Source organism: Leifsonia sp. NPDC058248 (genome assembly GCF_042881905.1).
Lineage (GTDB): Bacteria > Actinomycetota > Actinomycetes > Actinomycetales > Microbacteriaceae > Leifsonia.
In genome coordinates, this window is sequence record NZ_JBHVXB010000008.1 from 177,787 (window position 1) to 199,566 (window position 21,780).

Annotated in this window: 18 protein-coding genes and 1 tRNA gene; 7 read left to right on the plus strand and 12 right to left on the minus strand. The window is 70.5% G+C overall.

The features are described 5' to 3' along the window. Positions 1 to 78 precede the first annotated feature (78 nt). Positions 79 to 3,015: an aminotransferase gene (locus ACFVV5_RS14655; RefSeq protein ID WP_387245452.1), complete on the plus strand. Its 2,937-nt coding sequence runs from the start codon at positions 79 to 81 to the stop codon at positions 3,013 to 3,015. A 49-nt stretch (positions 3,016 to 3,064) separates the two neighbouring features. Here ACFVV5_RS14655 and ACFVV5_RS14660 read toward each other — a convergent pair whose 3' ends face one another. Further along, positions 3,065 to 3,409 carry a cupin domain-containing protein gene (locus ACFVV5_RS14660; RefSeq protein ID WP_387245455.1) on the minus strand — a complete coding sequence of 115 codons (345 nt, stop codon included), beginning with the start codon at positions 3,407 to 3,409 and terminating at the stop codon, positions 3,065 to 3,067. Positions 3,410 to 3,504: 95 nt separating this feature from the next. Between ACFVV5_RS14660 and ACFVV5_RS14665 the strand changes: the two genes are divergently transcribed. After that, complete coding sequence (locus tag ACFVV5_RS14665) at positions 3,505 to 4,626, plus strand: epoxide hydrolase family protein (RefSeq protein ID WP_387245458.1); 1,122 nt, start codon at positions 3,505 to 3,507, stop codon at positions 4,624 to 4,626. A gap of 52 nt (positions 4,627 to 4,678) precedes the next feature. On the opposite strand, the gene ACFVV5_RS14670 is transcribed toward ACFVV5_RS14665, so the two are convergent. Next, on the minus strand, positions 4,679 to 5,572 hold the full coding sequence (locus ACFVV5_RS14670) for a LysR family transcriptional regulator ArgP (RefSeq protein WP_387245461.1): 894 nt from the start codon (positions 5,570 to 5,572) through the stop codon (positions 4,679 to 4,681). Between the two features lie 69 nt (positions 5,573 to 5,641). Here ACFVV5_RS14670 and ACFVV5_RS14675 point away from each other — a divergent pair, with 69 nt between their 5' ends. Further along, complete coding sequence (locus ACFVV5_RS14675) at positions 5,642 to 6,259, plus strand: LysE/ArgO family amino acid transporter (protein WP_387245464.1); 618 nt, start codon at positions 5,642 to 5,644, stop codon at positions 6,257 to 6,259. A 91-nt stretch (positions 6,260 to 6,350) separates the two neighbouring features. Here the strand turns inward: ACFVV5_RS14675 and ACFVV5_RS14680 are convergent, their stop codons facing one another. Next, positions 6,351 to 9,419: a lamin tail domain-containing protein gene (locus ACFVV5_RS14680; protein ID WP_387245467.1), complete on the minus strand. Its 3,069-nt coding sequence runs from the start codon at positions 9,417 to 9,419 to the stop codon at positions 6,351 to 6,353. A gap of 139 nt (positions 9,420 to 9,558) precedes the next feature. On the opposite strand from ACFVV5_RS14680, the gene ACFVV5_RS14685 reads away from it, so the two are divergent. Beyond that, positions 9,559 to 9,714: a hypothetical protein gene (locus ACFVV5_RS14685; protein ID WP_387245470.1), complete on the plus strand. Its 156-nt coding sequence runs from the start codon at positions 9,559 to 9,561 to the stop codon at positions 9,712 to 9,714. A gap of 462 nt (positions 9,715 to 10,176) precedes the next feature. Here the strand turns inward: ACFVV5_RS14685 and ACFVV5_RS14690 are convergent, their stop codons facing one another. The 5 genes from ACFVV5_RS14690 to galU all read right to left on the minus strand — a co-directional run bounded on the left by ACFVV5_RS14690 (position 10,177) and on the right by galU (position 13,990). Further along, the gene (locus tag ACFVV5_RS14690) at positions 10,177 to 10,899 is read right to left on the minus strand and encodes a hypothetical protein (protein WP_387245473.1); all 723 of its coding nucleotides are present in this window, start codon (positions 10,897 to 10,899) and stop codon (positions 10,177 to 10,179) included. Positions 10,900 to 11,038: 139 nt separating this feature from the next. Beyond that, a tRNA-Ala gene (locus ACFVV5_RS14695) sits at positions 11,039 to 11,111 on the minus strand. 53 nt (positions 11,112 to 11,164) lie between these two features. Further along, entirely contained in the window at positions 11,165 to 12,277 is a 1,113-nt protein-coding gene (locus ACFVV5_RS14700) for a hypothetical protein (protein WP_387245476.1), read from the minus strand. Between the two features lie 66 nt (positions 12,278 to 12,343). Next, a complete protein-coding gene (locus tag ACFVV5_RS14705; RefSeq protein ID WP_387245479.1) occupies positions 12,344 to 13,006 on the minus strand; it encodes a GNAT family N-acetyltransferase in 663 nt (220 codons plus the stop codon). Between the two features lie 21 nt (positions 13,007 to 13,027). Next, the gene (gene galU / locus ACFVV5_RS14710) at positions 13,028 to 13,990 is read right to left on the minus strand and encodes a UTP--glucose-1-phosphate uridylyltransferase GalU (protein WP_387245482.1); all 963 of its coding nucleotides are present in this window, start codon (positions 13,988 to 13,990) and stop codon (positions 13,028 to 13,030) included. A 59-nt stretch (positions 13,991 to 14,049) separates the two neighbouring features. On the opposite strand from galU, the gene ACFVV5_RS14715 reads away from it, so the two are divergent. From ACFVV5_RS14715 to mscL, 3 genes are read left to right on the plus strand one after another with little or no spacing between them, the layout of a single operon-like run. Further along, positions 14,050 to 14,634, plus strand: a complete 585-nt coding sequence (locus tag ACFVV5_RS14715; RefSeq protein ID WP_387245485.1) for a 5-formyltetrahydrofolate cyclo-ligase — start codon at positions 14,050 to 14,052, stop codon at positions 14,632 to 14,634. A 51-nt stretch (positions 14,635 to 14,685) separates the two neighbouring features. Then, on the plus strand, positions 14,686 to 15,033 hold the full coding sequence (locus ACFVV5_RS14720; RefSeq protein ID WP_387245488.1) for an FmdB family zinc ribbon protein: 348 nt from the start codon (positions 14,686 to 14,688) through the stop codon (positions 15,031 to 15,033). A gap of 17 nt (positions 15,034 to 15,050) precedes the next feature. After that, entirely contained in the window at positions 15,051 to 15,485 is a 435-nt protein-coding gene (gene mscL, locus ACFVV5_RS14725; RefSeq protein WP_387245491.1) for a large conductance mechanosensitive channel protein MscL, read from the plus strand. A 9-nt stretch (positions 15,486 to 15,494) separates the two neighbouring features. Here mscL and ACFVV5_RS14730 read toward each other — a convergent pair whose 3' ends face one another. The 4 genes from ACFVV5_RS14730 to ACFVV5_RS14745 form a co-directional block, all read right to left on the minus strand. After that, a complete protein-coding gene (locus tag ACFVV5_RS14730) occupies positions 15,495 to 15,698 on the minus strand; it encodes a hypothetical protein (RefSeq protein ID WP_387245494.1) in 204 nt (67 codons plus the stop codon). A 140-nt stretch (positions 15,699 to 15,838) separates the two neighbouring features. After that, the gene (locus tag ACFVV5_RS14735; protein ID WP_387245497.1) at positions 15,839 to 19,558 is read right to left on the minus strand and encodes an AAA family ATPase; all 3,720 of its coding nucleotides are present in this window, start codon (positions 19,556 to 19,558) and stop codon (positions 15,839 to 15,841) included. 96 nt (positions 19,559 to 19,654) lie between these two features. Then, the gene (locus ACFVV5_RS14740) at positions 19,655 to 21,034 is read right to left on the minus strand and encodes an MFS transporter (RefSeq protein WP_387245500.1); all 1,380 of its coding nucleotides are present in this window, start codon (positions 21,032 to 21,034) and stop codon (positions 19,655 to 19,657) included. Continuing rightward, positions 21,034 to 21,630 (minus strand): ArsR/SmtB family transcription factor, encoded by a 597-nt coding sequence (locus ACFVV5_RS14745; protein WP_387245503.1) that lies wholly within the window; start codon positions 21,628 to 21,630, stop codon positions 21,034 to 21,036. Before ACFVV5_RS14745 ends, ACFVV5_RS14740 begins: the two co-directional genes overlap by 1 nt. Positions 21,631 to 21,780: the final 150 nt, after the last annotated feature.

Here is a 21,780-nt window from a genome sequence, read left to right on the forward strand (position 1 = left end):
TGGCTGGCAGCGAAGGCACCCGACGGCGCCCCCTCCCCATAAACTGACCAGACGCCCGACCGAGCCCTGGAGTCCCCCGTGCCCAACTTCGACTTCCTCGTCCAGCCGTCGCTGCCGCGACCCGATGTGACCGTGGAGGACGCCGCCCGCATCGCCGGCGACCGGTTCGGCCTGCACGGCGCCATCGTCGAGCTCGGCAGCCAGCAGGACCGCAACTTCCGCATCGACACCGGCACGGAACGGTTCGTCCTCAAACTCGCGAACCCGGTGTTCTCGGCCGACGAACTGCACGCGCAGAACGCCGCCCTCGTCGCCCTCGCCGGCTCCGGCGTGCGCATCCCGGAGGTCATCCCCGCCCTCGACGGAAGCGACCTGGTCGCGGTCGAGCTGCGCGGGCAGACTTTGCACACACGCGTCCTCCGTTATCTCGAGGGCGAGCCGCTCACCGGCGTCGCGGACCCGACGAGCGAGCAGCTGCGCACTCTGGGCTCTCTCGCCGGACGGGTGGCGGCGGGACTGGCCGGGCTGGAGCATCCGGGGCTCGATCGGACCACGCAGTGGGATGCGCAGGTCGCCGGCGAGGTCGTCGACCTCCTGCTCGACCACGTGGAGTCCCCCGCCAAGCGGCGCGCGGTCCGTGCGGCCACCGAGGATGCGCTCGCCCGGCTCGCTCCCCTGCGCCCGGCGCTGCGACGCCAGGCGGTGCACGGGGACGTGACGGACGACAACATCGTGCTCGGCACCGCTGCCGACCCCGCTCCCGGGGTGATCGACTTCGGCGATGTGGCGACCGGCTGGCTTGTCGGCGAGCTCGCTGCGACCGTGGCTTCGGCGCTGCACCACGTCCCCTCGTCGCCGCTCGCGGTGCTCGACACGATCGCCGCCTTCGCGGAGGAGTCGCCGCTCGACGACGCCGACCTGGCCGCGCTCTGGCCGCTGGTCGTGCTGCGCGGTGCGGTGCTGGTGGTCAGCGGCGAACAGCAGGTCGCCCTGGACGGGGACAACGACTACGCCGACGAGAACCGGGCCCACGAATGGCTGGCCTTCGATCTCGCGCGGCGCCTCGACGCGGACGAGCTGGAGACGCTCATCCGGTGGCGCCTGAGCGGCGCGAGCGCTATCGCCGCAGCTGCCGACGAAACAGCCGACGCACCGGATGCCCGCCCGACCGGCCGTCTCGTGGCCCTCGACAGCGCGCCCGCGAACGTGGCCGACCTCTCCGTCACCAGCCACGCCCTCGACGAGGGGATCTGGCTCCACGAGGGCGTCGAGAGGCGCATCCTCACCGGAATCGCCACGACCAGCGGACACGCCCTCACCCGCTTCGGCGAGCACCGGATGACCAGGGCCGCCATCGACCGCTCGGCGCCATCCGCCACCCTCGCCCTCGCGGTCACGCTGGAGGCTCCGGGCGGCACGGAGGTGCTGGCCCCGTTCAGCGGAACGCTCCGACGGGCGGGCTTCTCCTGGGTGCTGCGCGGCGAGCACACCGACCTCTGGCTCGACGGCCTCGACGACGTCGACGACGCGGTCGGCAGTGCCCTCGACGGCGTGGCCGTCGCCGCCGGTGATCGTCTCGGCACGGCGACGACCCTGACCGTGCAGCTCTCCCGGCTGCGCGGCCACCGCCCGCCGGCGTTCGTCACCCCGGCCGCCCCGTCCCCACTGTGGCGAGCGATCAGCCCCGACCCGTCGGCACTGTTCGGAATCGACCTCGCGGCTCCCGACGTCGACCCCGAAGCCGCGCTCGCTCGACGCGACGGCTCGTTCGCCCACGTGCAGGAGCACTACTTCGAGCATCCGCCGCTCATCGAACGCGGCTGGCGCCACCACCTGCTGGACACGCGAGGCCAGAGCTACATCGACATGGTCAACAACGTGACGGCGGTCGGCCACGGGCATCCGCGGCTCGTGAACGCCGTGCGCGATCAGTGGGCGCTGCTCAACACCAACTCGCGGTTCCACTACGAAGAGCTGGCCCGGTTCACCGAGCGGCTCGCCGCCGTCGCCCCCGACGGACTCGACACGGTGTTCCTGGTGAACAGCGGAAGCGAGGCCGTCGACCTGGCGCTCCGTCTCGCGCAGACGCACACCGGCGAACGGACCATCCTCGCCGTCACCGAGGCGTATCACGGGTGGACCGTCGGAGCGGACGCGGTCTCCTCCTCCATCGGGGACAACCCGCGCGCCCTCGAGACGCGCCCCGACTGGGTCGAGCTCGTCGCGTCGCCGCACGCGTTCCGTGGCCGCCATCGCGGGGCGGACTCGGCTCCCGCGTATCTGGCCGACCTGGATGCGGACCTCGCCGAGCTCGACGCTGCGGGCATCCGGCCGGCCGGGTTCATCGCGGAGCCGGTCTTCGGCAACGCCGGCGGGGTCATGCTGCCCGACGGCTATCTGCGCGGTGTCTATGAGCGCATCCGGGCGCGCGGCGGCGTGTGCATCGCCGACGAGGTGCAGGTGGGCTACGGGAGGCTCGGCCGCTACTTCTGGGGATCGGAGCAGCAGGGCGTCGTCCCCGACATCATCACGGTCGCCAAGGCGATGGGGAACGGGCATCCGCTCGGCGCCGTGATCACCACGCGGGCGATCGCGGACTCGTTCGCGGCGGAGGGCAGCTTCTTCTCGTCGGCCGGCGGCAGCCCGGTCAGCGCACGCGTGGGACTCACCGTGCTCGACATCATGCGCGACGAACGACTGCCCGAGAACGCGACCGAGGTCGGAGACCACCTCACCTCGCGGTTGCGGGAGCTCGGCGAGCGGCACCCGATCGTCGGCGCGGTGCACGGGCTCGGGCTCTACCTCGGCGTCGAGCTGATCCGCGACCACGACACGCTCGAGCCGGCGACCGCCGAGGCGGCGCTCATCTGCGACCGGATGCTCGCGGAAGGGTGCGTCGTTCAGCCCACCGGGGATCACAAGAACGTGCTGAAGATCAAACCGCCGCTCTGCCTGACAGTGGAGAGCGCCGATCGTTTCGCCGACGCGCTCGACCTGGTGCTCGCGACGCTCTAGCGGGGCGACCGGCAGCCGGCGCTGTGCCGGGCCCGGCCGCGCGCGGCGCCTATTCGTCGCTGACGACGTCGACCGAGATCTCGACGGCGGTGACGGTTCCCCGGTTCTCCAGCCAGTGGAGGGTGTTCCGGTCTTCGGGCCAGCCCACGCCCGGCCCGTAGTCCGTGGCGACCCCGTCCCGATGGTCGGTGATCGTGCCCTGCAGCACGTAGACGGTCCCGGGTCTGCCTCGGTGGTCGTGAACCGGGCCGAAGACCCCTCCGGGTTCGATGGTCACCCTGCGCATCCGGAGCCGGTGTCCGCCCATCCCCGGGATCTCCGGGCCGAGGTCGATCGTGACCAACGGCTCGACGGCGACACCCCTCGTCTCCGGCGCCACGTGTTCATCGCCCATCGTGCTGTCCTTCCGTGAGGCCGGCCGGATGCTCAGCCGACAGGATCCGTCCGGGGACCGTATTCTATGTCGGCGGTCATCGGTATCGTCGGCTCATGGACGTCATCACACCGCCCGAACCGTTCCGTATCGCCGTGCCCGAAGCCGACCTGACCGACCTCCGCTCGCGACTGGCGCGCACCAAATACCCGCGGCAGACGCCGGCCGAGCCGTGGGGCGCCGGGGTGGACCTCCCGTATCTCAGCGGGCTGATGACCTACTGGCGCGAGTCGTTCGACTGGCGCGCGGCCGAGGAGCGGCTCAACGCGGTTCCCCAGTTCATCGCCGAGATCGGGGGCGAGCGCATCCACTTCGCCCACCTGCGCGCCGAGCGGGTCGCCGGCGCGGCCGAGCCGATCCCGATCATCCTGAGCCATGGCTGGCCGTACTCGTTCATCGAGATGCTCCCGCTGGCTCGGCTGCTGAGCGCCGACGGATTCGACGTGGTCGTGCCGTCGCTGCCGGGCTACGGCTTCTCCGAGCCGATGCGCGAGCCGTTCGTGTCGTCGGCCGTCGCCGAGCGGTGGCACGCGCTCATGACGCAGGTTCTCGGCTACCCGCGCTACGCGACCTACGGCGAAGACGTGGGCACCCGGGTGAGCGATTGGCTCGCGGCCCGCTACCCCGGGTCGGTCGTCGCGCTCTTCGCCACGCATGCCGCGTTCCCACCCCAGGAGCGGATGGACGACCTCAGCGAGGAGGAGCAGGCCTTCGTCGACTGGCTCGACCGCAAATGGAAGGGCGCCAGCGCGTACAGCGCCCAGCAGGCCACCCGGCCCGACACGCTCGCCGTCGGACTCACCGACTCCCCCGCCGGTCTCGCCGCCTGGCTGCTCGAGAAGTTCCGGGAATGGAGCGGCACCGACGACGTCGAAGACTTCTGGACCCGCGACGAACTGCTGACCACGATCTCGCTGTACTGGTTCACCGGGTCCATCGGCACCTCGTTCCGCGCTTATTTCGACGACCGGCTCGAGACGCCGGTCCCGCTCATCGACGTGCCGGTCGGCGTGTCCATCCAGTACGGCGAGCGCGGCTTCCCGCGCCCCTACGCCGAACGCACGTACACGGACATCCGGTTCTGGAACGATCTGCCGAGCGGCGGCCACTTCACCGCCAAGCAGAGCCCCGAGCTGGTGGCGGCCGACATGCGAACGTTCTTCGGGGGACTCGCGTAGGTGCCGGGGGCCGGTGGGGAGTGCCGCGCGGTACGGGCAGCGTCTCCCTCGCTCAGCGCAGCTCGCGGGTCGCCGCGTCCATGAGGGTCGCGGCCACGACGGCGAGCGTCGACGACTCCAGCGACCACTGCTGCCAATAGAGAGGTACGTCGACCGCGCCGCCCTCGTCGAGCACCACGAGGCGGCCGTCGGCGATCAGCGGGTCGGTCTGCAGGGCGGGCAGCATCCCCCAGCCCAGCCCGAGCTCGGCGGCGCGCACGAACTCGGTCGAGGCCGGCACAAAGTGGCGAGGCGGATGCGCGACGGCGCCCCGCGAGGCGAGGTACCGGTCCTGCAGTGCATCCTTACGGTCGAAGACGAGCATCGGTGCGCTCGCCAGCGCGTCATCGTCGAACCCGGCCGAGCCGTATCCGTTCGGCAGCCACCGCTCAACGAACAGCGGGCTCGCCGTCGGCCGGTACCGCATCGACCCCAGCCGGCTCACCACGCAGCCCTGCACGGGCTCCGGATCCGACGTGATCGCCGCCATCGCGGTGCCGTCGCGCAGCCGGTCTAGCGTGTGATCCTGGTCCTCCAGCGTGATCTCGAAGCTCACCTCATCGAGTGAGGCCAGCGCGGGCAGCACCCAGGTGGCGAGCGAGTCGGCGTTCACCACCAGCGGGATGCTCGACCGGCCGTGTCCGCCCTCGGCGCCCAGCTCGTCCAGTGCCTCGCTCTCGAGCAACGCCACCTGCCGGGCGAGGCGGAGCAGGATCTGCCCGGCCGCAGTCGGCGCGATCGGCTTGGTGCGCAGCACGAGCACCCGCCCCGCCTGCTGTTCCAGCCCTTTCATCCGCTGACTCACCGCCGACGGTGTGATGTGCAGAGCCTCGGCGGCGCGTTCGAACGTGCCGTAGTCGATCACCGCGGCGAGTGTGCGGAGCTGGTCGGTGCTGGCGTCCATCATGAGTAATGCTAATGCTGCGTGAGAAAGTTGAGTTTCACTGAACGGCTGCGAGTCCATAGAGTCGATGGCGTGACCCCCGCCGCCGTCTTCGCCACGCTTCTCACCGGTATCGGTGCGGGGGCGTCGCTCATCGTCGCCATCGGGGCCCAGAACGCGTACGTCCTCCGGCAGGGGCTGCGACGCGAGCACGTGCTGCCCATCGTGCTGATCTGCATCGTCAGTGACGCCGTGCTCATCGCGGCCGGGGTCGCCGGCATCGGCGCGATCATCAAGGCGGCCCCGATCGCGCTCGGAATCGTGCGGTGGGCGGGCTTCGTGTTCCTCGTCCTCTACGCGCTGTTCGCCGCCCGCCGAGCCCTGCGGCCCGAGAAGCTGCAGGCCGCGCCGGGGACGGCGTCCACGTCGCTCATCGCCGCGGTCGGCACGTGTCTGGCGCTGACCTGGCTCAACCCGCACGTCTACCTCGACACGGTGCTCCTGCTCGGCTCGCTCTCCGCCTCGCACGGCGACCCGGGCCGCTGGGTCTTCGGCGTGGGGGCGGTCATCGCGAGCATTCTGTGGTTCAGCCTGCTCGGTTTCGGCGCGCGCTTCCTCGCGCCGGTGTTCGCCCGTCCGATCGCCTGGCGCATCCTCGACGGCGCCATCGCGGTGCTGATGCTCGTCCTGGCCGTGCTGCTGGTGGTCTGAGCGAGGTCTGCACGAGCACCCCTCTGGTCGCCACGCACGACGGAGTCCGGCAGAGCGGATGCTCCACCGGACCCCGAGGGGACGCAGGATGCTACGGCCGGCTGGGGCGGCGCATCCGGAACCCGAGAAGCGCGACACCGAGCAGCGCGAGCAGCAGCGCGACGGTGAGCGGGACCGTCACCGACGAGCCCGTGGCCGCGAGACCCGCTGCGTCATTGACGACCGGCGCGGCGGCCCCGGGGTCGACTGCGGCGGCCGTCACCGTCAGGGCCGCGGACCCGGTGATGCCGGACGTGACGCCGTTCACGACGAGCGTGTGCGCGCCCGGCGTGGTCGACGCCGGAATCGTCACCGTCAGGTTCACGGTGCCGGCTCCGCTCGCCACGGCGGTCGCCAGCTTGACCGGCGCGGAGTGCAGCCACACCTCGACGGTCTCCCCTGCGGTGAAGCCGCTCGCCGTGAGGTGCAGGGCGGAACCCGCAGTGATGGTGCCGAGCCCGAGGGAGACGGTCGCCGTTCCCGGCTGGCCGCCACCCGGCTGACCTCCACCGGGCTGACCGCCGCCCGGGCCGGTGACGACGGTGCAGTCGATGGTCCCGGCGCGCAGGGCGTGACCGTCGTCGTTGGTGTCGTCGGACCAGAACACCGGCTTCAGTCCGTTCACGCATTCGGCCTGCGGCGCCATGACGAACCCTTCGTTGTTGAGGTTCGGCATGCCCGACGGGCGGGCGTAGGCGTTGCCGACCGTGAAGCGGCCTGCGTCCGTGCCGGTCTTGGCGATGGCCAGGGTCTCGGTCTGGCCGTTGCAGGTGTCGTCGCACACAGCCCAGAGGCTCTGGGTCTCCGGATCGAACTGCAGATCCATCACGCCGGGCATCCCGCTCGAGATCGTCGCGACGCGGGTGTACGCGCCGCTCGCCTGGTTGAGGGCGTAGGCGTAGATGGAGCCGTTCGCCTCCAGACCGACGAAGAACAGCCCACTGCCGTGACCAGGGTGGGCGCCCGGGTCGTAGGCGGCGCCCGTCGCCTGGTCGACGAACCCGTTCTGCGTGAGGTAGGAGTCGGGGATCCAGGTGACGGCCTCGAGCCCGCTGTTGGGCGCGACGACCGGTAGGTCCGCGGTGAGGTTCCATTCGCCGGTCGCCGTGAGGCTGGTGCCGGCCTGCGTCGGGTCGAATCGGAGGACCTCGGGGCGGCTCACACCGTTGGCGGAGTTGTTGCGCTCGGTGGAGACGTACACGCCGCCATCCGGGCCTGCGGCCGTGACGGTGACGCCCTCGGAGTCCGGGTCGCCGGTGCCGTCCGGGTAGTGCAGAGCCTTGCCCGCACCCCAGCCGTTCGCGGTGTCCGGCGTCCAGACGGTGCCGTTCCAGATCAGGCGGAAGAGGGTGCCGGGGCCGTTCTTGACCGCCCACAGCACGCCTGGTGCGCTGGTTCCGGAGGCCTGGTAGACGAGGCCGCTCATGTTGCCGCCGAGCACGTTCGCGTCGTCGGCGGTGGCGATGGTCGCCCCACCAGGCCACGGCGAGGTCGTGACAGTGCCGGCGCAGGCGTTGGGCGCGCCCTTCGTCGACGCTGTCGTCGTCTCGAACGCACCGGTGCCGTTGGGGCAGCGGCCGTACGTCGTCGCGGCGTGCGCGGTCCAGCTGTACGTGTCGATCAGCGTGGTGCCGTCGGGACCGAACAGCCGTGCCGAGTCGGCGCTGCCGAGCCCGAACGCCGTCTCGACATCCTCCGCGAGATAGCCGCCCGCAGCGACGGTCGTGCCCGCCGGGATGGTGAAGGTGTGGGTGTCGTCGTTGTCGCGCAGGATGTAGCCGGACAGGTCGACCGTGGACGAACCGTTGTTGATGAGCTCGATCCAGTCGCCCGGGGCTCCGCCGTTCGACTCGACCTCGTTGATCTTCACGGGGACACCGCAGTCGTTCGCCGCGCCCTTGGTGGACGAGGTCGTCGTGGTGAAGGCGCCGGAGCCGTTCGGGCAGCGGCCGTAGGTCGTCGCGGCGTGCGCGGTCCAGCTGTACGAGTCGACGAGGGTGTGGCTCGCGTCGAACAGCCGTGCCTGGTCGGGGGCGCCGAGGCCGAAGCCGAGCGTCGCCTCCTCGACGACGAAGTAGCCGCCGGCGGCGATCGTCGAACCCGCGGGGAGCGGCACGGCGGTGTGGGTGTCGTCGTTGTCGAGAACGGACCAACCGGTCAGGTCGACCCCGGTGCTCCCGGTGTTGATGAGCTCTACCCAGTCGCCGGGGGTTCCACCGTTCGACTCGACCTCGTTGATCTTCACACCGGGAGGTGTCGCCGGCAGGCCGCAGTCGTTCGCTGTGCCTTTGGTCGAGCTGGCGGTCGTCGCGAAGGCGCCGGTGCCGTCCGGGCAGCGGCCGTAGGTCGTCGCTGCGTGTGCGGTCCAGCTGTAGCTGTCGACCAATGTCGTGCCGTCGGGGCCGAACAGCCGTGCCGAGTCGGCCGATCCCAGTCCGAACGACGGGTCGACGTCGGCGGCGTAGAAGCCACCGGATGCGACGGTCGTGCCCGCGGGGATGACGAATGCGTGCGTGTCGTCGTTGTCGCGCAGGATGTACCCGGACGCGTCCACGGGCGTTGCGCCGATGTTCGTCAGCTCGATCCAGTCGCCGGGGGTTCCGCCGTTCGACTCGACCTCGTTGATCTTCAGATCGGTCGAGACGGGGACGCTGCAGTCGTTGACGGCGCCCTTGGTGGACGAGCCGGTCGTCGTGAAGGCGCCGGTGCCGTCCGGGCAGCGGCCGTAGGTGGTCGCGGCGTGCGCCGTCCACGTGTAGGAGTCGAGCAGCGTCGTGCCGTCCGGAAGGTACAGCCGCGCATCGTCGGCGCTGCCGAGCCCGAACGCCGCTGCGACGTCGGCGGCGTAGTACCCGTCGGCGGCGATGACGGTGCCGGCCGGGATCGTGTATGCGTCCGTGTCGACGTTGTCCCGCAGGATGTAACCCGAGACGTCCACGGAGGTCGCGCCGGTGTTCTTCAGCTCGATCCAGTCCCCCGGCGTGCCCCCGTTCGACTCCACCTCGTTGATCACCACCGTGGACGTTGCTGCGGCGGCCGGACCGGCCAGGGCGACGAGCGGGGCTGTGACGACCAGCCCGGTGACGAGGGCGGCGACGATACCGCGCCGATGAGTGCGCACGGGGGCTCTCCTTCTGCGAATTCGGGTAAGAGTTCGAGAGCGGCGCCTGATGCTCGCGCGGCGTCGGGCGACGGGCGTCGGGCGACGGCGAGGGCGAGGTGCTCTCGACTGCAGCCTGGGGCAGCCGGGCGAATTGCCGGTGAACACGGCGGAAACGTCGCCTGAATCGCGCCGCACTCCGCTCCCCACGCTCCGGCTCCGGATGCCCGCGCTCCGGATGCTCACGCTCGGGATGCTCACGCTCCGGATGCTCACAGCAGACTTCTCCACAGGCAGCCGCGGCTGCCCGCACTGACTTGCCCCAAAGTGTCGTTATAACGGCCGGAATCGGCCCCATAACGACACTTTGCGACAACTCAGTGACGGTGAGCGGGTCTAGAGAGGTTGGCGGGGGTTAGAGAGGTGGAGGGGGTGTGGAGGGGTGGAGGAGATCTGGAAAGGTGGGGGGTCTGGAGGAGTGGAGCACGGGCCACGGGCCACGGGCGTAGCGCGAGCGGCGCTGGTGGCGAGGGCACTGAATTCTCCACAGGCAGCCGCGGCTGCCTGCGCTGACTTGCCCCAAAGTGTCGTCATAACGGCCGGAATCGGCCCCATAACGACACTTTGGAACAACTCAGTGACGGCGAGGGCGTGGCGGGGGTGGCGAGGGGTGCGGCGCCGGCGCGTGCGCGGCGCGTGCGGGTGCGCTCGGCGCGACGCGCAGACGCAGCGCAGCGCGGCGCGCAGGCGCAGACGCAGCGGCCCGCCGCGGCCCGACTCAGTAGCCGGCGGGCCAGGTGAAGGCGGCGGGGGCGCTCGCCGTCACGCCGGACTGAGTGACGACGATGTCGATGTCCTCGTGGTCGGCGAGAGTGATGGCGGCGGGGTCGCCCGTGTACGGCTTGCCGTCGACGAAGACCGTGATCGCTCGGCCGTCGGCCGTCGAGTACGACCCGATCCGGCCTGTGGCCAGCGCGACGTTCCACTCGGTGAAGACCTGGCCGAGGGTGAACGACGCCTTGACGGGAGACTCGACGTGCACGATTCCGGACTCGTCGTGCGTGTGCAGCGGGGAGATCGAACCGGCGCTCTCGTCGATCCCGAGCAGGGCCGGCACGGCGACCTTCTTGCCGTCGACGGTCACGGTGAGGTGCGAGTGGATGTGCTCGACCGTCCCCTCGGAGCTCAGCATCTGCAGGCCCGCGGCCTTGGCGCGTGCGCTGGGGTCGGTGGGCGCCTTCCACGGCGGAGCCGATTCGGCGCCGTGCGCCACGGTGGGCGCAACCGTCGGAACGGAAGCCGCGGCCGCTGCCGCCGAGCTGCTCGGCTTGGCGTTGCCGACGATGACCCCGGTGACCACGCCGCCGACGATGACGACTGCCGCGATGCCCGACCACACGGCGACGAGCCGACGCCGGCGGTCGCGTGCCTTCTGCTGCCGGAGCAGCTCCGCGGCTTTCGCGCGCGCATCGCGCGACCGTGCATTGGACCCAGCTGCCATGTCACCCTCTCCGAACAGACGAGAACAATCGTCGCTCAGCCGCGCTGTGGGTTGGCTGACAAGCGATTCCGGGCCGGGAAGACAGTCGGACCCCGGCTCCAGAGGAGTCGGGGTCCGACGGTGTCTTTCACGTTCAGGGTGGAGCTAAGGAGATTCGAACTCCTGACCTCTTCGATGCGAACGAAGCGCGCTACCAACTGCGCCATAGCCCCGTGAACTGCTTAGAAACGATATCACCCTGGCGGGCCCGATACCGAATCGGAGGTCAGCTGGCGGCGCGTCGGCGGCGGAGCACCGCATCCAGGTCGAGGGCGCCGCCACCGAGTCCGTCGACCACGCCCATCGCGGCGTAGCGGTCGACCGCGCCGCCCACTGCACCAGCCATCGCACCGGCCACCGCAGCGGCCGGAACCTCCGGCGCGACGGGCGCGACCGGAACCCTCGGCGCCACGTTCGGAATGGCGGCAGGCGGGCGGAGCGGCGTCGCTTCCGGCGCCAGCTCGGCGACGCGCCGGTCGATCTCGGCACGGGCGGCGGAACGGCGGAGTTCGGTGGCCGCATCGATCGAGGCCATGGCGCTCGCTGCGATGGTTCCGCGCGAAAGGTGCAGCGGCTTCGGGAGGGGCTGCGGAGTCCAGGTCTGCTGGCGGTTGCTGAGCGCCTCCCGCACGGGCAGTTCGAATTGCGCGTCGTCGTAGAGCCGGGGCGCAGCCGGTGCGGCCGCGCGCTGGCGCGCCACCCGATCCGCCGGGCGGGTGCGGGCGAGACGGCCGAGCATTGCGACAGCGCCGACGGCGCAAACCCCCGAGAGGGCGAAGAGCGGCCAGACGCCCGCGGTGACGAGCGAGACGACGCCGGCGACGAGTCCGACCACCGCCAGCACGAGGACGGCCGACGTGATGGCTCGGGCGCGGCGCAGCCGGCGACGACGTTGCGGCGACATCAGCGGTGCGCCGGTGGTGACGGCGAGGACGCGGGCGCGCTGGGCGGCGGCGGCACGGGATGCACGTTCGAGCGCGATCGCCTCGCGGGCGGCCTGCTCGGCCTCCTCTGCGGCGCGTCGTTCCTCTTCCGCGATCGCCAGCTCGCGGCGCGCCCTGGCCTCGGCGGCCGCACGCGCTTCGGCGATGGTCTTCTGCTCGGAGCGTTTCAGGATGCGCTGCTGCTCGGCGACCGTTCGTGCCGTCGCCTCCATGCGCACCTCATCCGGGAGCTCGCTCGTCTCGGCGAGGATGCGCAGCGTCTGCTGCAGGCGCACCGCGTTGTGCTCGGTCGCGAGGTACTCGCGACGGCGCATCCAGACAGGGATCAGATAGGCCAGCCAGAGAACAGCGGCTATCGCGACAACGACCCCTCCACCCATCACGTCCCCGGTCATGCCTCTACGGTAGGGGGCCGTGCATCCGACGGGGTCAGGCGCGCAGGTGTGTCACCGAACCAGCAGTCACCGATCCCGGATGATCGGGATGGGAATCGCCGCCGCCGCGCGGTCCTCGGCCGTGATCACGGCGGCGTCGGTGGGCGCGTTCCCGTCGAGCCAGCGGCGCAGCACACCCTGCGAGAGCTCCTCGGAGACCAGCCCGAAGCAGAAGTGGTCGCGCCAGTCGCCGTTGATGTGGATGTAGCGGCGGCGCAGTCCTTCGTAGCGGAAGCCCAGCTTCTCGACCACACGCAGGCTGGGCGCGTTCTCGGGCCGGATGCAGATCTCGATGCGGTGCAGCCCGAGCTGGTAGAAGCAGTAGTCCGTGGCGAGGGCGACGGCCGTCGGGGTGATGTTGCGGCCCGCGAACTGCTCGGAGACCCAGTAGCCGATCGTCGCCGACGAGAGCGACCCGTAGGTGATCGACGAGACGTTCAGCTGACCGGCCAGCTCACCGTCGTACTCGACGACGAACGGCAGCCCGTGGCCCGCGCGTGCGTTCGCGAGCAACGACCGGATGCTCGACCGCGTGTCGAACGCCATCGGAGCGTACGGACTGGTCGCCTCCCACTGCCGCAGCCAGCTGCGGTTGTCGAGGAGGGAGCGCTCCAGCGGGCGCGCATCACGGAGGCGGATGGGTCTGAGTCCCACCCGGCCCTCACTGAGAGTCGGAACGACGATCGCCACGGACCTTCCTTTCGGCCAGTGCTAGTGGGCGGTGTCCGCGAGCGTGTCCGCCGGCTCGGCCGGCATCTCCTCGACGATCTCGGCGGGCACGTCCTCCAGTGTGGCGGCGAACTCGCGCAGCCACGGACGGAGTTCGGGCCCGAGGTCCGAACGATCGACGGCCAGCTGCACGATCGCCTTGATGTAGTCGAGGCGGTCGCCGGTGTCGTAGCGGCGGCCACGGAACACGACGCCGTAGACCCCACCGGTCCAGTCGGGCGCGGCGGCCATGGACTGCAGAGCATCCGTCAGCTGGATCTCGCCGCCCTTGCCCGGCTCCGTGCGCTCGAGGACGTCAAAAACCTCGGGGCGCAGCACGTAGCGGCCGATGATCGCGAGGTTGGAGGGCGCGTGCTCCTTGTCGGGCTTCTCGACCATTCCGACGACCTTCACCACGTCGTCCTCGTCGGTGAGTTCGACCTTGGCGGCGCCGTACAGGTGGATGGAGTCGGGGTCGACCTCGAGCAGGGCGACGACGCTGGCGTTCTTCTCCTGCTGCACTTCGAGCATCCGGCTGAGCAGTTCGTCACGGCTGTCGATGATGTCGTCGCCGAGGAGGACGGCGAACGGCTCGCGGCCGACGTGCATCTTGGCGCGGAGCACCGCGTGGCCGAGACCCTTGGGGTCGCCCTGCCGCACGTAGTGCATGTCGGCGAGGTCGGTGGAGTAGTTGACCTTCTCCAGCCGATCGGTGTCGCCCTTCTTCACGAGGGACTCCTCGAGCTCGGTCGCCCGGTCGAAGTGGTTCTCGAGTGCGTTCTTGTTGCGTCCCGTGATCATCAGCACATCGTGCAGACCGGCAGCCACGGCCTCTTCGACCACGTACTGGATGGCCGGCTTGTCGACGACAGGAAGCATCTCTTTCGGCATCGCCTTGGTCGCGGGGAGGAATCGGGTTCCCAGTCCGGCCGCAGGGATGACCGCCTTTGTTACGTGCTTTGCCATGCTGCTCAGGCTATCGGCAATTGCGGGCGGCTCCTGATCCAATCTCTTAGGATTGCGTCATGGACTCGGATACTGCCGTCCATCGCAAGCGCGCACTGCGCGCCGAGATCCGCGAACGGCGACAGAACCTCACCGCCACCGAGCGGACCTCGGCGACGGCGGGGATCACCCGCAATCTCGTCGATCTCACCACCGACCTCTCGGCACGCTCGATCGCCTGCTACCTGTCGACCACGATCGAGCCGGACACCCGGCCGTTCCTGAACTGGGCGCACCAGCAGGGTCTGCGCGTGCTCCTGCCCATCTCCCGCGACGACGGCCTTCTCGACTGGACGACGAGCGACGGCGAGACGGAGACCGAGGGTCTCTTCGGCCTGCCGGAGCCCGTCGGCGAACTCCTCGGGCCGATCGCCATCAACGACGTCGACCTCATCATCATCCCGGCCGCCTCGGTCGACGCGAAGGGGATGCGCATGGGCTGGGGGCGCGGCTATTTCGACAAGACCCTCGGGAGCATGGAAAAATGTCCTCCGGTGTACGCCGTGCTGTTCGACGGCGAACTCGTGGACGAGGTTCCGCGAGAGCGACACGATCAGCCGGTCGACGGCGCGGTCACCCCGACCAGGATCGCGCAGTTCTCGTGAGGTCCCCCACCGGCGACGCCGACCGCCACCCCGACCCGTCCGGAGCCTGATATGCCCACCTATGCTTACCGTTGCCGCGATTGCGGCACCGCCTTCGACATCCAGCAGGCGTTCACGGATGACGCGCTCACCGTCTGCCCGACCTGCGGGGGCAGTCTGCGCAAGGTCTTCGGCACCGTCGGAGTGACCTTCAACGGCTCCGGCTTCTACCGCACCGATTCGCGCGGCTCCAGTGCGGGCGCGGGCGGTTCAGACTCGGGCTCGTCGTCGGGCTCGTCGTCGTCTCCCGCGCCCTCGTCCCCGGCGCCGGCCGCTGCGGCGAGCACGTCCTCCACCTCGTCGTCTTCGTCGTCGTCCCCTTCGTCATCGTCCGGCTCCGCCTCGTCCAGCTCCACGTGAATCCGAAGGAAACGACCATGCTCAAAGGATTCAGGGAGTTCATCCTCCGCGGCAACGTCATCGATCTCGCCGTGGCCGTCGTCATCGGCGCCGCGTTCACCGGCGTCGTCAACTCGATCGTCACCAATGTCTTCAACCCGCTGATCGGCGCGATCTTCAACGCCGACAGCCTCGCCAACTCGCTCACGCTCGTCATCGGCGATGCGCACATCAAGTTCGGGGCGGTGCTCGGGGCGATCATCCAGTTCCTGATCGTCGCCGTGGTCGTCTACTTCGTGTTCGTCTACCCGATCAACCTGGCGAAGGATCGCGCGCAGAAGCTGCGCGACAAGGGAGTCGCACATCCGGATGCCCCGATCACCGAGCTCGATCTGCTCACGGACATCCGCGACCTGCTCCAGGCGCAGCGCCCGGCCGAGCCCGCTCCGGGCAGCGGCAAGCACGCGGAGTAGCGCGCCCGCTCACCAGTGGGGCGGAACGTCCCGTTTGAGCTGCTCGTCGTTGCCGTCGGCCGGGCGGTCGCCCCACGCCTGGTCGGTGTCCTCCGTGGCGCGCACCGGGGCCCCCGCCGAACCGCGCCGCGGCACGGCCTGCGGCGTCGGATCGGTGCCCGGAACCGCCGGCAGCTGAGCGCGGCGGTGCTGTCGGGCGGGCTTCTCGGTCACCGGACCAGCCTAACCGGGGTCTGGCGACCTGAATTCAGGAGATGCACGCTCGCGGACGCCGCTGGCACCTGAATTCAGGTGCCCGCGGCGGGACGACGGCCGATTCTCCTGAGAACAGGAGGCGCACGACCTCCGATGAACTACGACGCCGTGGGGATGGTGATCGGCGCGGTCTCGGTGCTCACATCGGCCACACCGATGAGCGTCGCGATGCGGGTCGCGACCGCCTCGGGGTCGGCGAAGAGCTCGAAGCTGTGCACCCGCAGGTAGTGCCAGCCGAGGCGGCGCAGCACGTCGGGCCGCAGCCGCAGCGACTCGCGCAGGCTGCCGCGGTTCACGTCGTCGTCGGTCTCGACCGCGACCGCACGGCCGGCGTGCGAGGCGACCAGGGCGAGCTTGCCGCGATAGCCGAGCTGGACATCCAGACCGCGGCGCGACAGGCGCCGGGCGAGATCGAGCAGCATGGGCTCGGCGTCGTGGCTCAGGTACTGCGGAACGGCGGCCTGGATCTGGTCGGCCTCCCCGAGGACCTGGGCGAGCGCGGCGATTCCGTGACGCATCCGGGAGTCGTCGATGTCCTCCGGCTTGAAGCAGGAGACGATGTCCATCGAGCGGCGCGCCCGGGTCATGCCGACCGCGAGGAGGCGCTCCCCGCCCGGCTCCGCGAGGGCGCCGAAGTTGGAGAGCAGGCGACCGTGCGGGGTGCGCCCGTAGCCGATCGAGAAGATGACGCGGTCGCGGCTCTGGGCGACCGACTGCTCCAGCGTGACCACCGTGAACGGCTCGGCGCGGTCCTTCAGGATGAAGTCGGCCAGCTCGGTGCGCTTGGCGAACGCCGCGAGGACGGCCTGGTTGACGCGCACGGCGTGACGTTCGCTGGCCGTGATCACCATCAGCGACTCGCGCGGACGCTTCGTGGCGTGCTCCAGCACGAGCTCGACGACCTTGGAGACCTCGGCGTCGGTGCTCTCCACCGCGCCGGTGTCGCTGTCGGGCATCCCCTGGCCGCCGGAGACGTAGTTGAGCGTGAGGCTGCCGTGCCCGAGGTAGGTTCCGGCCCACGGGAGCGAGTCGATCTTGCCGCCGTAGAAGCGGCGGTTGACGAGGTCGGCGAGGTCTTCGCCGCCGGCACGGTAGCTGCGGGTCAGCGTGTAGACGGGCAGCAGTTCGGCCAGCTGCGCGAGAGCCGAGTCGGCGTGGGCCGCGTCGACGTCCGTCTCGGCGACCGTCTTGCCGTATTCGTGCACGCCGATGTCGAAGGCCGACGGCGTCTGCGTGACCGGGTCGCCGAAGGCGACGATCTGGCGCGAGCGGCGGATGACGGGAACGTTCTCGGCCAGGCTCGAGGCCCCGGCGTCGACGAGGAAGACCGCGTCGAACGCGAGGTCGGAGCTGATCGACGGGATCTCGTACGGCGAGACCAGCCAGACCGGGGCGAGCGGGCGTGCCAGGTGCGGCGCCTCGGCGTTCAGGGTCGCGGCGGAGGTGCGGTCCGACTTGAGCAGGCGCTTGAGTGCGGCTGCCTCCTCCGGCCAGTCCACGATGCCGATCTTCCAGGTCTCGGCGAGCATCCACGCCAGCTGCTGACCGGTGGCGGAGGCGTGCGCCTCGTCGACGAGCCGGAAGTCGGCCTCGAGGCGGTCGAGCACGCTGGTGTTGGCGTTGAGCAGGGCGCGATCCGACGCGAGCAGCGTCTCCAGCACCGACTGCCACCACGCGAGTTCGAGCTCGGCGCTCACCTGGGTCTCGGGCACGTGGCGTCGCGACAGGTCGGAGAGCAGCGGGTCGAGCTTGCGGTCGCGCAGGGCGGTAAGCAGGGCCGTGCGCTCCTGGAGGTTCGCGAGGACCTCCGACTCCGCGGCGAGGCCGGCGACCTGCCGGGTCAGCTCGTCGATCGGGAGCATGGCGAGCGAGTTCTGGCTGCCGGTGCGGCGCAGCGGGATGTCGAGACGGGCGAGGTCTTCGGCCACGCGCTGGTAGGCGACCTGCACATCCGCGATGCCGACCGGGACCTCGGGGACGACGCCGGCGGCGGCGAACCGCTGCCACAGGATGCGCTGCTGCTGGATGCGGCGCAGGCTCTCGTTGAGGTCGGTGACGTGCACGCCGGGGCGGACGTATTCGAGGGCCAGCTTGCGCAGGCGGCGGCGGTTGGCGCCGGACATGTTCGGGGACTCGCGGCGGGTGGAGGTGGCCGCGATGAGTTCGACGAGCGACCGGTCGTAGACGGCCGGCTGGAACTTGTCGAGCGTCTCGCGCACGTCGAGGAGGAGGCGAAGGTACACGCCGAGTTCCGCGATGGACTCGTAGGGACGCATCCGGGTCTGACCGATCAGGGTCTTGGCGCGGTCGATGAGCCGCGGCAGTTCGGAGCGGTGCAGCTTCTTGGCGAGGTCGTGCGCGGCGTTGCCCTCGGCCGTGGTCGCGAACGACGCGCCGTACCAGGGCGAGTCGTTGGGGCCGTAGCGGAACTCGCCGAGGCGGGCCGACTTGATCAGCGCGTCGGCCGCCGACGGCCGGTCGTGCGCGAGCTGCTCGATGGCGTGACGGTCGAGCCGCGCCGTCGTCGACGGCGGCGTGGGAAGAAGGGAGAGCCGCGAGAGCTCGGCGACCGCGTCCAGCACGGAGACGCCGAGCACCGGGTCGCGGCGGGTGAGCGCCGCGCGGTAGTCGAGCAGGACCTTGCGCAGGCGCACCAGGGCGTCGTCGACGTCGGTCACCCGCGGCTGGGCCGCCTTCTCGTTGCGGCCGATCGACTGGATGAGGTCGCGGCGCAGGGAACGCGGCGTCACGGCGAGACCGGCGAGACCGACCTGGGTGAGCCGGTGCGCGATGTCGTCGAGGCTCGAACGGCGGGGGCTGACCACGAGCACGCGCTTGTGCTGGGCGACGAGCGCGCCGATGGCGTTGACGATCGTCTGCGTGCCGCCGGTGCCGGGCAGGGTCTTCACGACGATCGAGTTGCCGGCCGCGATCTGGGCGACGACGTTCTCCTGCTCTTCGTCGGCGTCGAGCAGCAGGTTGTCGGTGGCGGGCGGGCGCTCGTCCTGGCGCACGGCCACGACCGGGTTGAACGCGCCCTCGACCGTCCGGCGCGCGGACGGGTTGCCGGCCAGGGCGTCGAGCACCACGGTGTCGAGGTCGACGGCTTCGGCGCTCAGCGCGGTCGCGACGTCGGCGAACGACGAGACGACGAGCCGCGGCAGCACGTTGAACCACGGGAGGTGCGAGGTCAGCCCGCGGAGGCGGTCGATGACCGGCTGCGGCTTGAACACGCCGTTCGTGAGGGCGAGGGCGACGAAGGCCTCGGCGTCGAGGGTGATCTGGAACTGCTCGGCGAGCGCACGCGCCAGCTCCGGGTTGAGGAACGGCTGCCCCTTGAGCTTGAGCTCGAAGTCGCGGCCGTAACGGCGGATGGCCAGCGGACGCAGGAGGATCGGGGCGGTGAACTCGTCCCCGCCGTGCCGCCACTGGGCGAGGCCGACGGCCAGGTGGACCGACTCGATGCCGCGCACCGAGCGCAGCTCGATCCCCTTGACCGTGATCGCGTTGGCGGCGGCGCGCGCGGTGCGCAGCGCGAGCTCGTCGCGGATGAGGCTGGAGAGCAGGGTGCTCTGCCCGGTGATGAACTGCGGCAGACCGCCCGGATGCGTCGAGCTCAGCTCGATGCGGGCGCGCGGGCTGTCCTCGAAGTGCAGCAGGGGGGATGCTCCGCCGAGCGCGGCGATCTCCGCCCGCCAGCGCTGCCAGACGTGTTCCGCGATGTTGCCTGCGACCAGCCCGGGATCCCCCAGACTCAGAGCGTGCGGGGACGTCGTGTTCTGGGGATTCAGGGCGTCATCGTCCGGAATGTCCGACATCACGTCGTCATCCTCGTGTTTCTTGTCGAGTCGCCACACACGGCCACCATACGTGTACCTTCGGGCAAAATCCTTGCAATACGGGCGAGTTTCGCGCTAATGCACGAGACCTCCGCTTTCACCGGCGGCAGCGGACCGCACCCGGCGATCGCCGAGCAGCAGGAACGCCAGCACCCCGCACAGCAGATACACACTGGCCTGGCCGTTGAGGATCGCGACCACGTCGAACCGTTCGGCGAGCAGGCCCGCGACGAGCAGCCCCGCGCCCTGAGCCGCACCGGCGAAGGTGGTGACGCTGGCGAAGACGCGGCCCATCGCATCCGGGGGCGTCACCTTCTGCACGATCGTGATCATGCCGGTGCCGGTGGCGACGCCCGGGATGCCCACCGCGATGAACAGGCCGGCGTAGACCCAGACGGCGGTCGTCACGGGGTAGAGGTTCCAGGTGACGAGGGAGATCGCCCCGAAGAGCAGGTACCCCCAGCCGACCAGGCCGCGCGGGGTGAAGCGCCGGATGAGGACTCCCGTGAGCAAGCCGCCGGCGACGCCGCCGATCGCCTGGACCCCGCGCAGGAGGCCGACCTCGGTGTCGCTCGCGCCCAGGTTCTGCACGACGTAGACGATGAACAGCACCAGGAAGATGCCCTGCGCGAACTGGCCGAGCGTGGTGATGGCGGTGATCGCGCCGAGCGGGTGGGTCCGGCGGATGGTGCTCATGCCGTCGACCCACTGGCGGAAGAAGTGGAGGCGGGGCAAGGGTTCCCCCGCGTGTCCGTGCTCTCCGGCAGCAAGAGCCACCGGACGGCTGAGCGCCACCAGCGAGGCACTCACGACGTAGCTCGCCGCATCGATGAGCACGACGCCCGGCAGCCCGGAGAGCGCGAACACCAGGCCGCCCAGCGGCGAGCCGATCAGCCGCGCGAGGTTCTCGCTCACGGCCATGAGCGCGTTCCCGGTGCCGAGCTGGTCGGGCTCGACCAGGCGTGGGACGAGCGCCTGCTTGGCCGGATTGATGATCGCGCCGAGGCACGCCTCGATGGCGGCGACGGCGTAGACGATCCACATCCGGTCGGCGGATGCCCAGAGGAGCGGGAGCAGCAGCGCGCCCTGCAGCAGGTTGGTGACGATCATGGTGCGCCGGTGGTCCCAGCGGTCGACGAGCACGCCGAGGAAGCTGCCGAGCACGAGCATCGGGATCAGCTCGGCGAGGAAGACGGTGGAGGCGCCGAGCGCCGAGCCGGTCGCGGCGAACGCGAAGAGCGGCAGGGCGATCATCAGCAGCCAGTCGCCGGTGTCGGAGACGAAGCTGCTCGCCCAGACGAGCGTGAAGTCGCGGCGGGTCAGCGGCGAGCGCGGCTTGGCCGGCTTGCCCGGGGTGGCCGAGGTGGCCGGGGCGGCGGGGGCGCCGGGCTCGGCCGGGTCGCGCGGGTCGCGCGGGTCGCGCGGGTCGTGCGAAGGTGCGGTGGTCTCGGTCATCAGCGCACCGCATCCGGGTGCAGGTACGCGTTGAGGTGCACGGCGACGACATCGCTGTCCTCGGGGGCGTCTTCACGGGTGAGGCCGATGTACGGCCGGATGAGCGCATCCAGTCGCTCGCCGAGGTCCCGCAGTTCGGCGGGCGTCATCCGCAGGGCGTAGCCGGCGAGCATGCTCGCGTCGCGCCACTCGGCGGGGAGGTCGTCGCGCTGGGCGACGGCTCGCCGGGTGAGGGCCGCCTCGTCGTCGATCTGCTTCTCGACGAGCATCCGCTCGACCGACTCGACGCCGAACGCGAGGTTCGGGTCGTCGGCGCGGCCGAACCGGAGTCCGGTCGCGGTGGAACGCCACGGACGCTCGCGGCCGTCGACGGGGTCGACCGACTCGACCAGCCCGTAGCGCGCCAGCGAGCGCAGGTGATAGCTGCAGTTGGAGGGCGTGGAGCCCACCACCTCGGCGCACTGGCTGGCGGTCTGGGCGCCGAACGCCATCAGGTGGTTCAGCAGGGCGAGGCGGAGCGGATGCGCCAGCGCGCGGAGGGCGCGGGCGTCGGAGACCTGCTGCCGGTTCTCGCGCCTGGCCGATGTGAAAGACATGTTTCACATTGTGTGCCGTGCGCTCTTTCACGTCAAGCCCCACGGCGCGCGCCCGTCCGCCGCCGCCGCAATCGAGTCCTGAGTTGTTGGGTCGAAAAGCGCGGTTTCGACCCAAACACAAAGGTCAAGCATTGCGGGGCCAAAAAAAAA

What these genes read in the sequence shown, in the direction of transcription:
- ACFVV5_RS14700 (WP_387245476.1), bottom strand. Translation starts at nt 12,277, where the DNA reads ATGACCGGGGACGTGATGGGTGGAGGGGTCGTTGTCGCGATAGCCGCT.
- ACFVV5_RS14715 (WP_387245485.1), top strand. Translation starts at nt 14,050, where the DNA reads ATGGACTCGGATACTGCCGTCCATCGCAAGCGCGCACTGCGCGCCGAG.
- ACFVV5_RS14740 (WP_387245500.1), bottom strand. Translation starts at nt 21,034, where the DNA reads ATGACCGAGACCACCGCACCTTCGCACGACCCGCGCGACCCGCGCGAC.
- ACFVV5_RS14735 (WP_387245497.1), bottom strand. Translation starts at nt 19,558, where the DNA reads ATGTCGGACATTCCGGACGATGACGCCCTGAATCCCCAGAACACGACG.
- ACFVV5_RS14670 (WP_387245461.1), bottom strand. Translation starts at nt 5,572, where the DNA reads ATGATGGACGCCAGCACCGACCAGCTCCGCACACTCGCCGCGGTGATC.
- ACFVV5_RS14660 (WP_387245455.1), bottom strand. Translation starts at nt 3,409, where the DNA reads ATGGGCGATGAACACGTGGCGCCGGAGACGAGGGGTGTCGCCGTCGAG.
- mscL (WP_387245491.1), top strand. Translation starts at nt 15,051, where the DNA reads ATGCTCAAAGGATTCAGGGAGTTCATCCTCCGCGGCAACGTCATCGAT.
- galU (WP_387245482.1), bottom strand. Translation starts at nt 13,990, where the DNA reads ATGGCAAAGCACGTAACAAAGGCGGTCATCCCTGCGGCCGGACTGGGA.
- ACFVV5_RS14665 (WP_387245458.1), top strand. Translation starts at nt 3,505, where the DNA reads ATGGACGTCATCACACCGCCCGAACCGTTCCGTATCGCCGTGCCCGAA.
- ACFVV5_RS14745 (WP_387245503.1), bottom strand. Translation starts at nt 21,630, where the DNA reads ATGTCTTTCACATCGGCCAGGCGCGAGAACCGGCAGCAGGTCTCCGAC.
- ACFVV5_RS14720 (WP_387245488.1), top strand. Translation starts at nt 14,686, where the DNA reads ATGCCCACCTATGCTTACCGTTGCCGCGATTGCGGCACCGCCTTCGAC.
- ACFVV5_RS14690 (WP_387245473.1), bottom strand. Translation starts at nt 10,899, where the DNA reads ATGGCAGCTGGGTCCAATGCACGGTCGCGCGATGCGCGCGCGAAAGCC.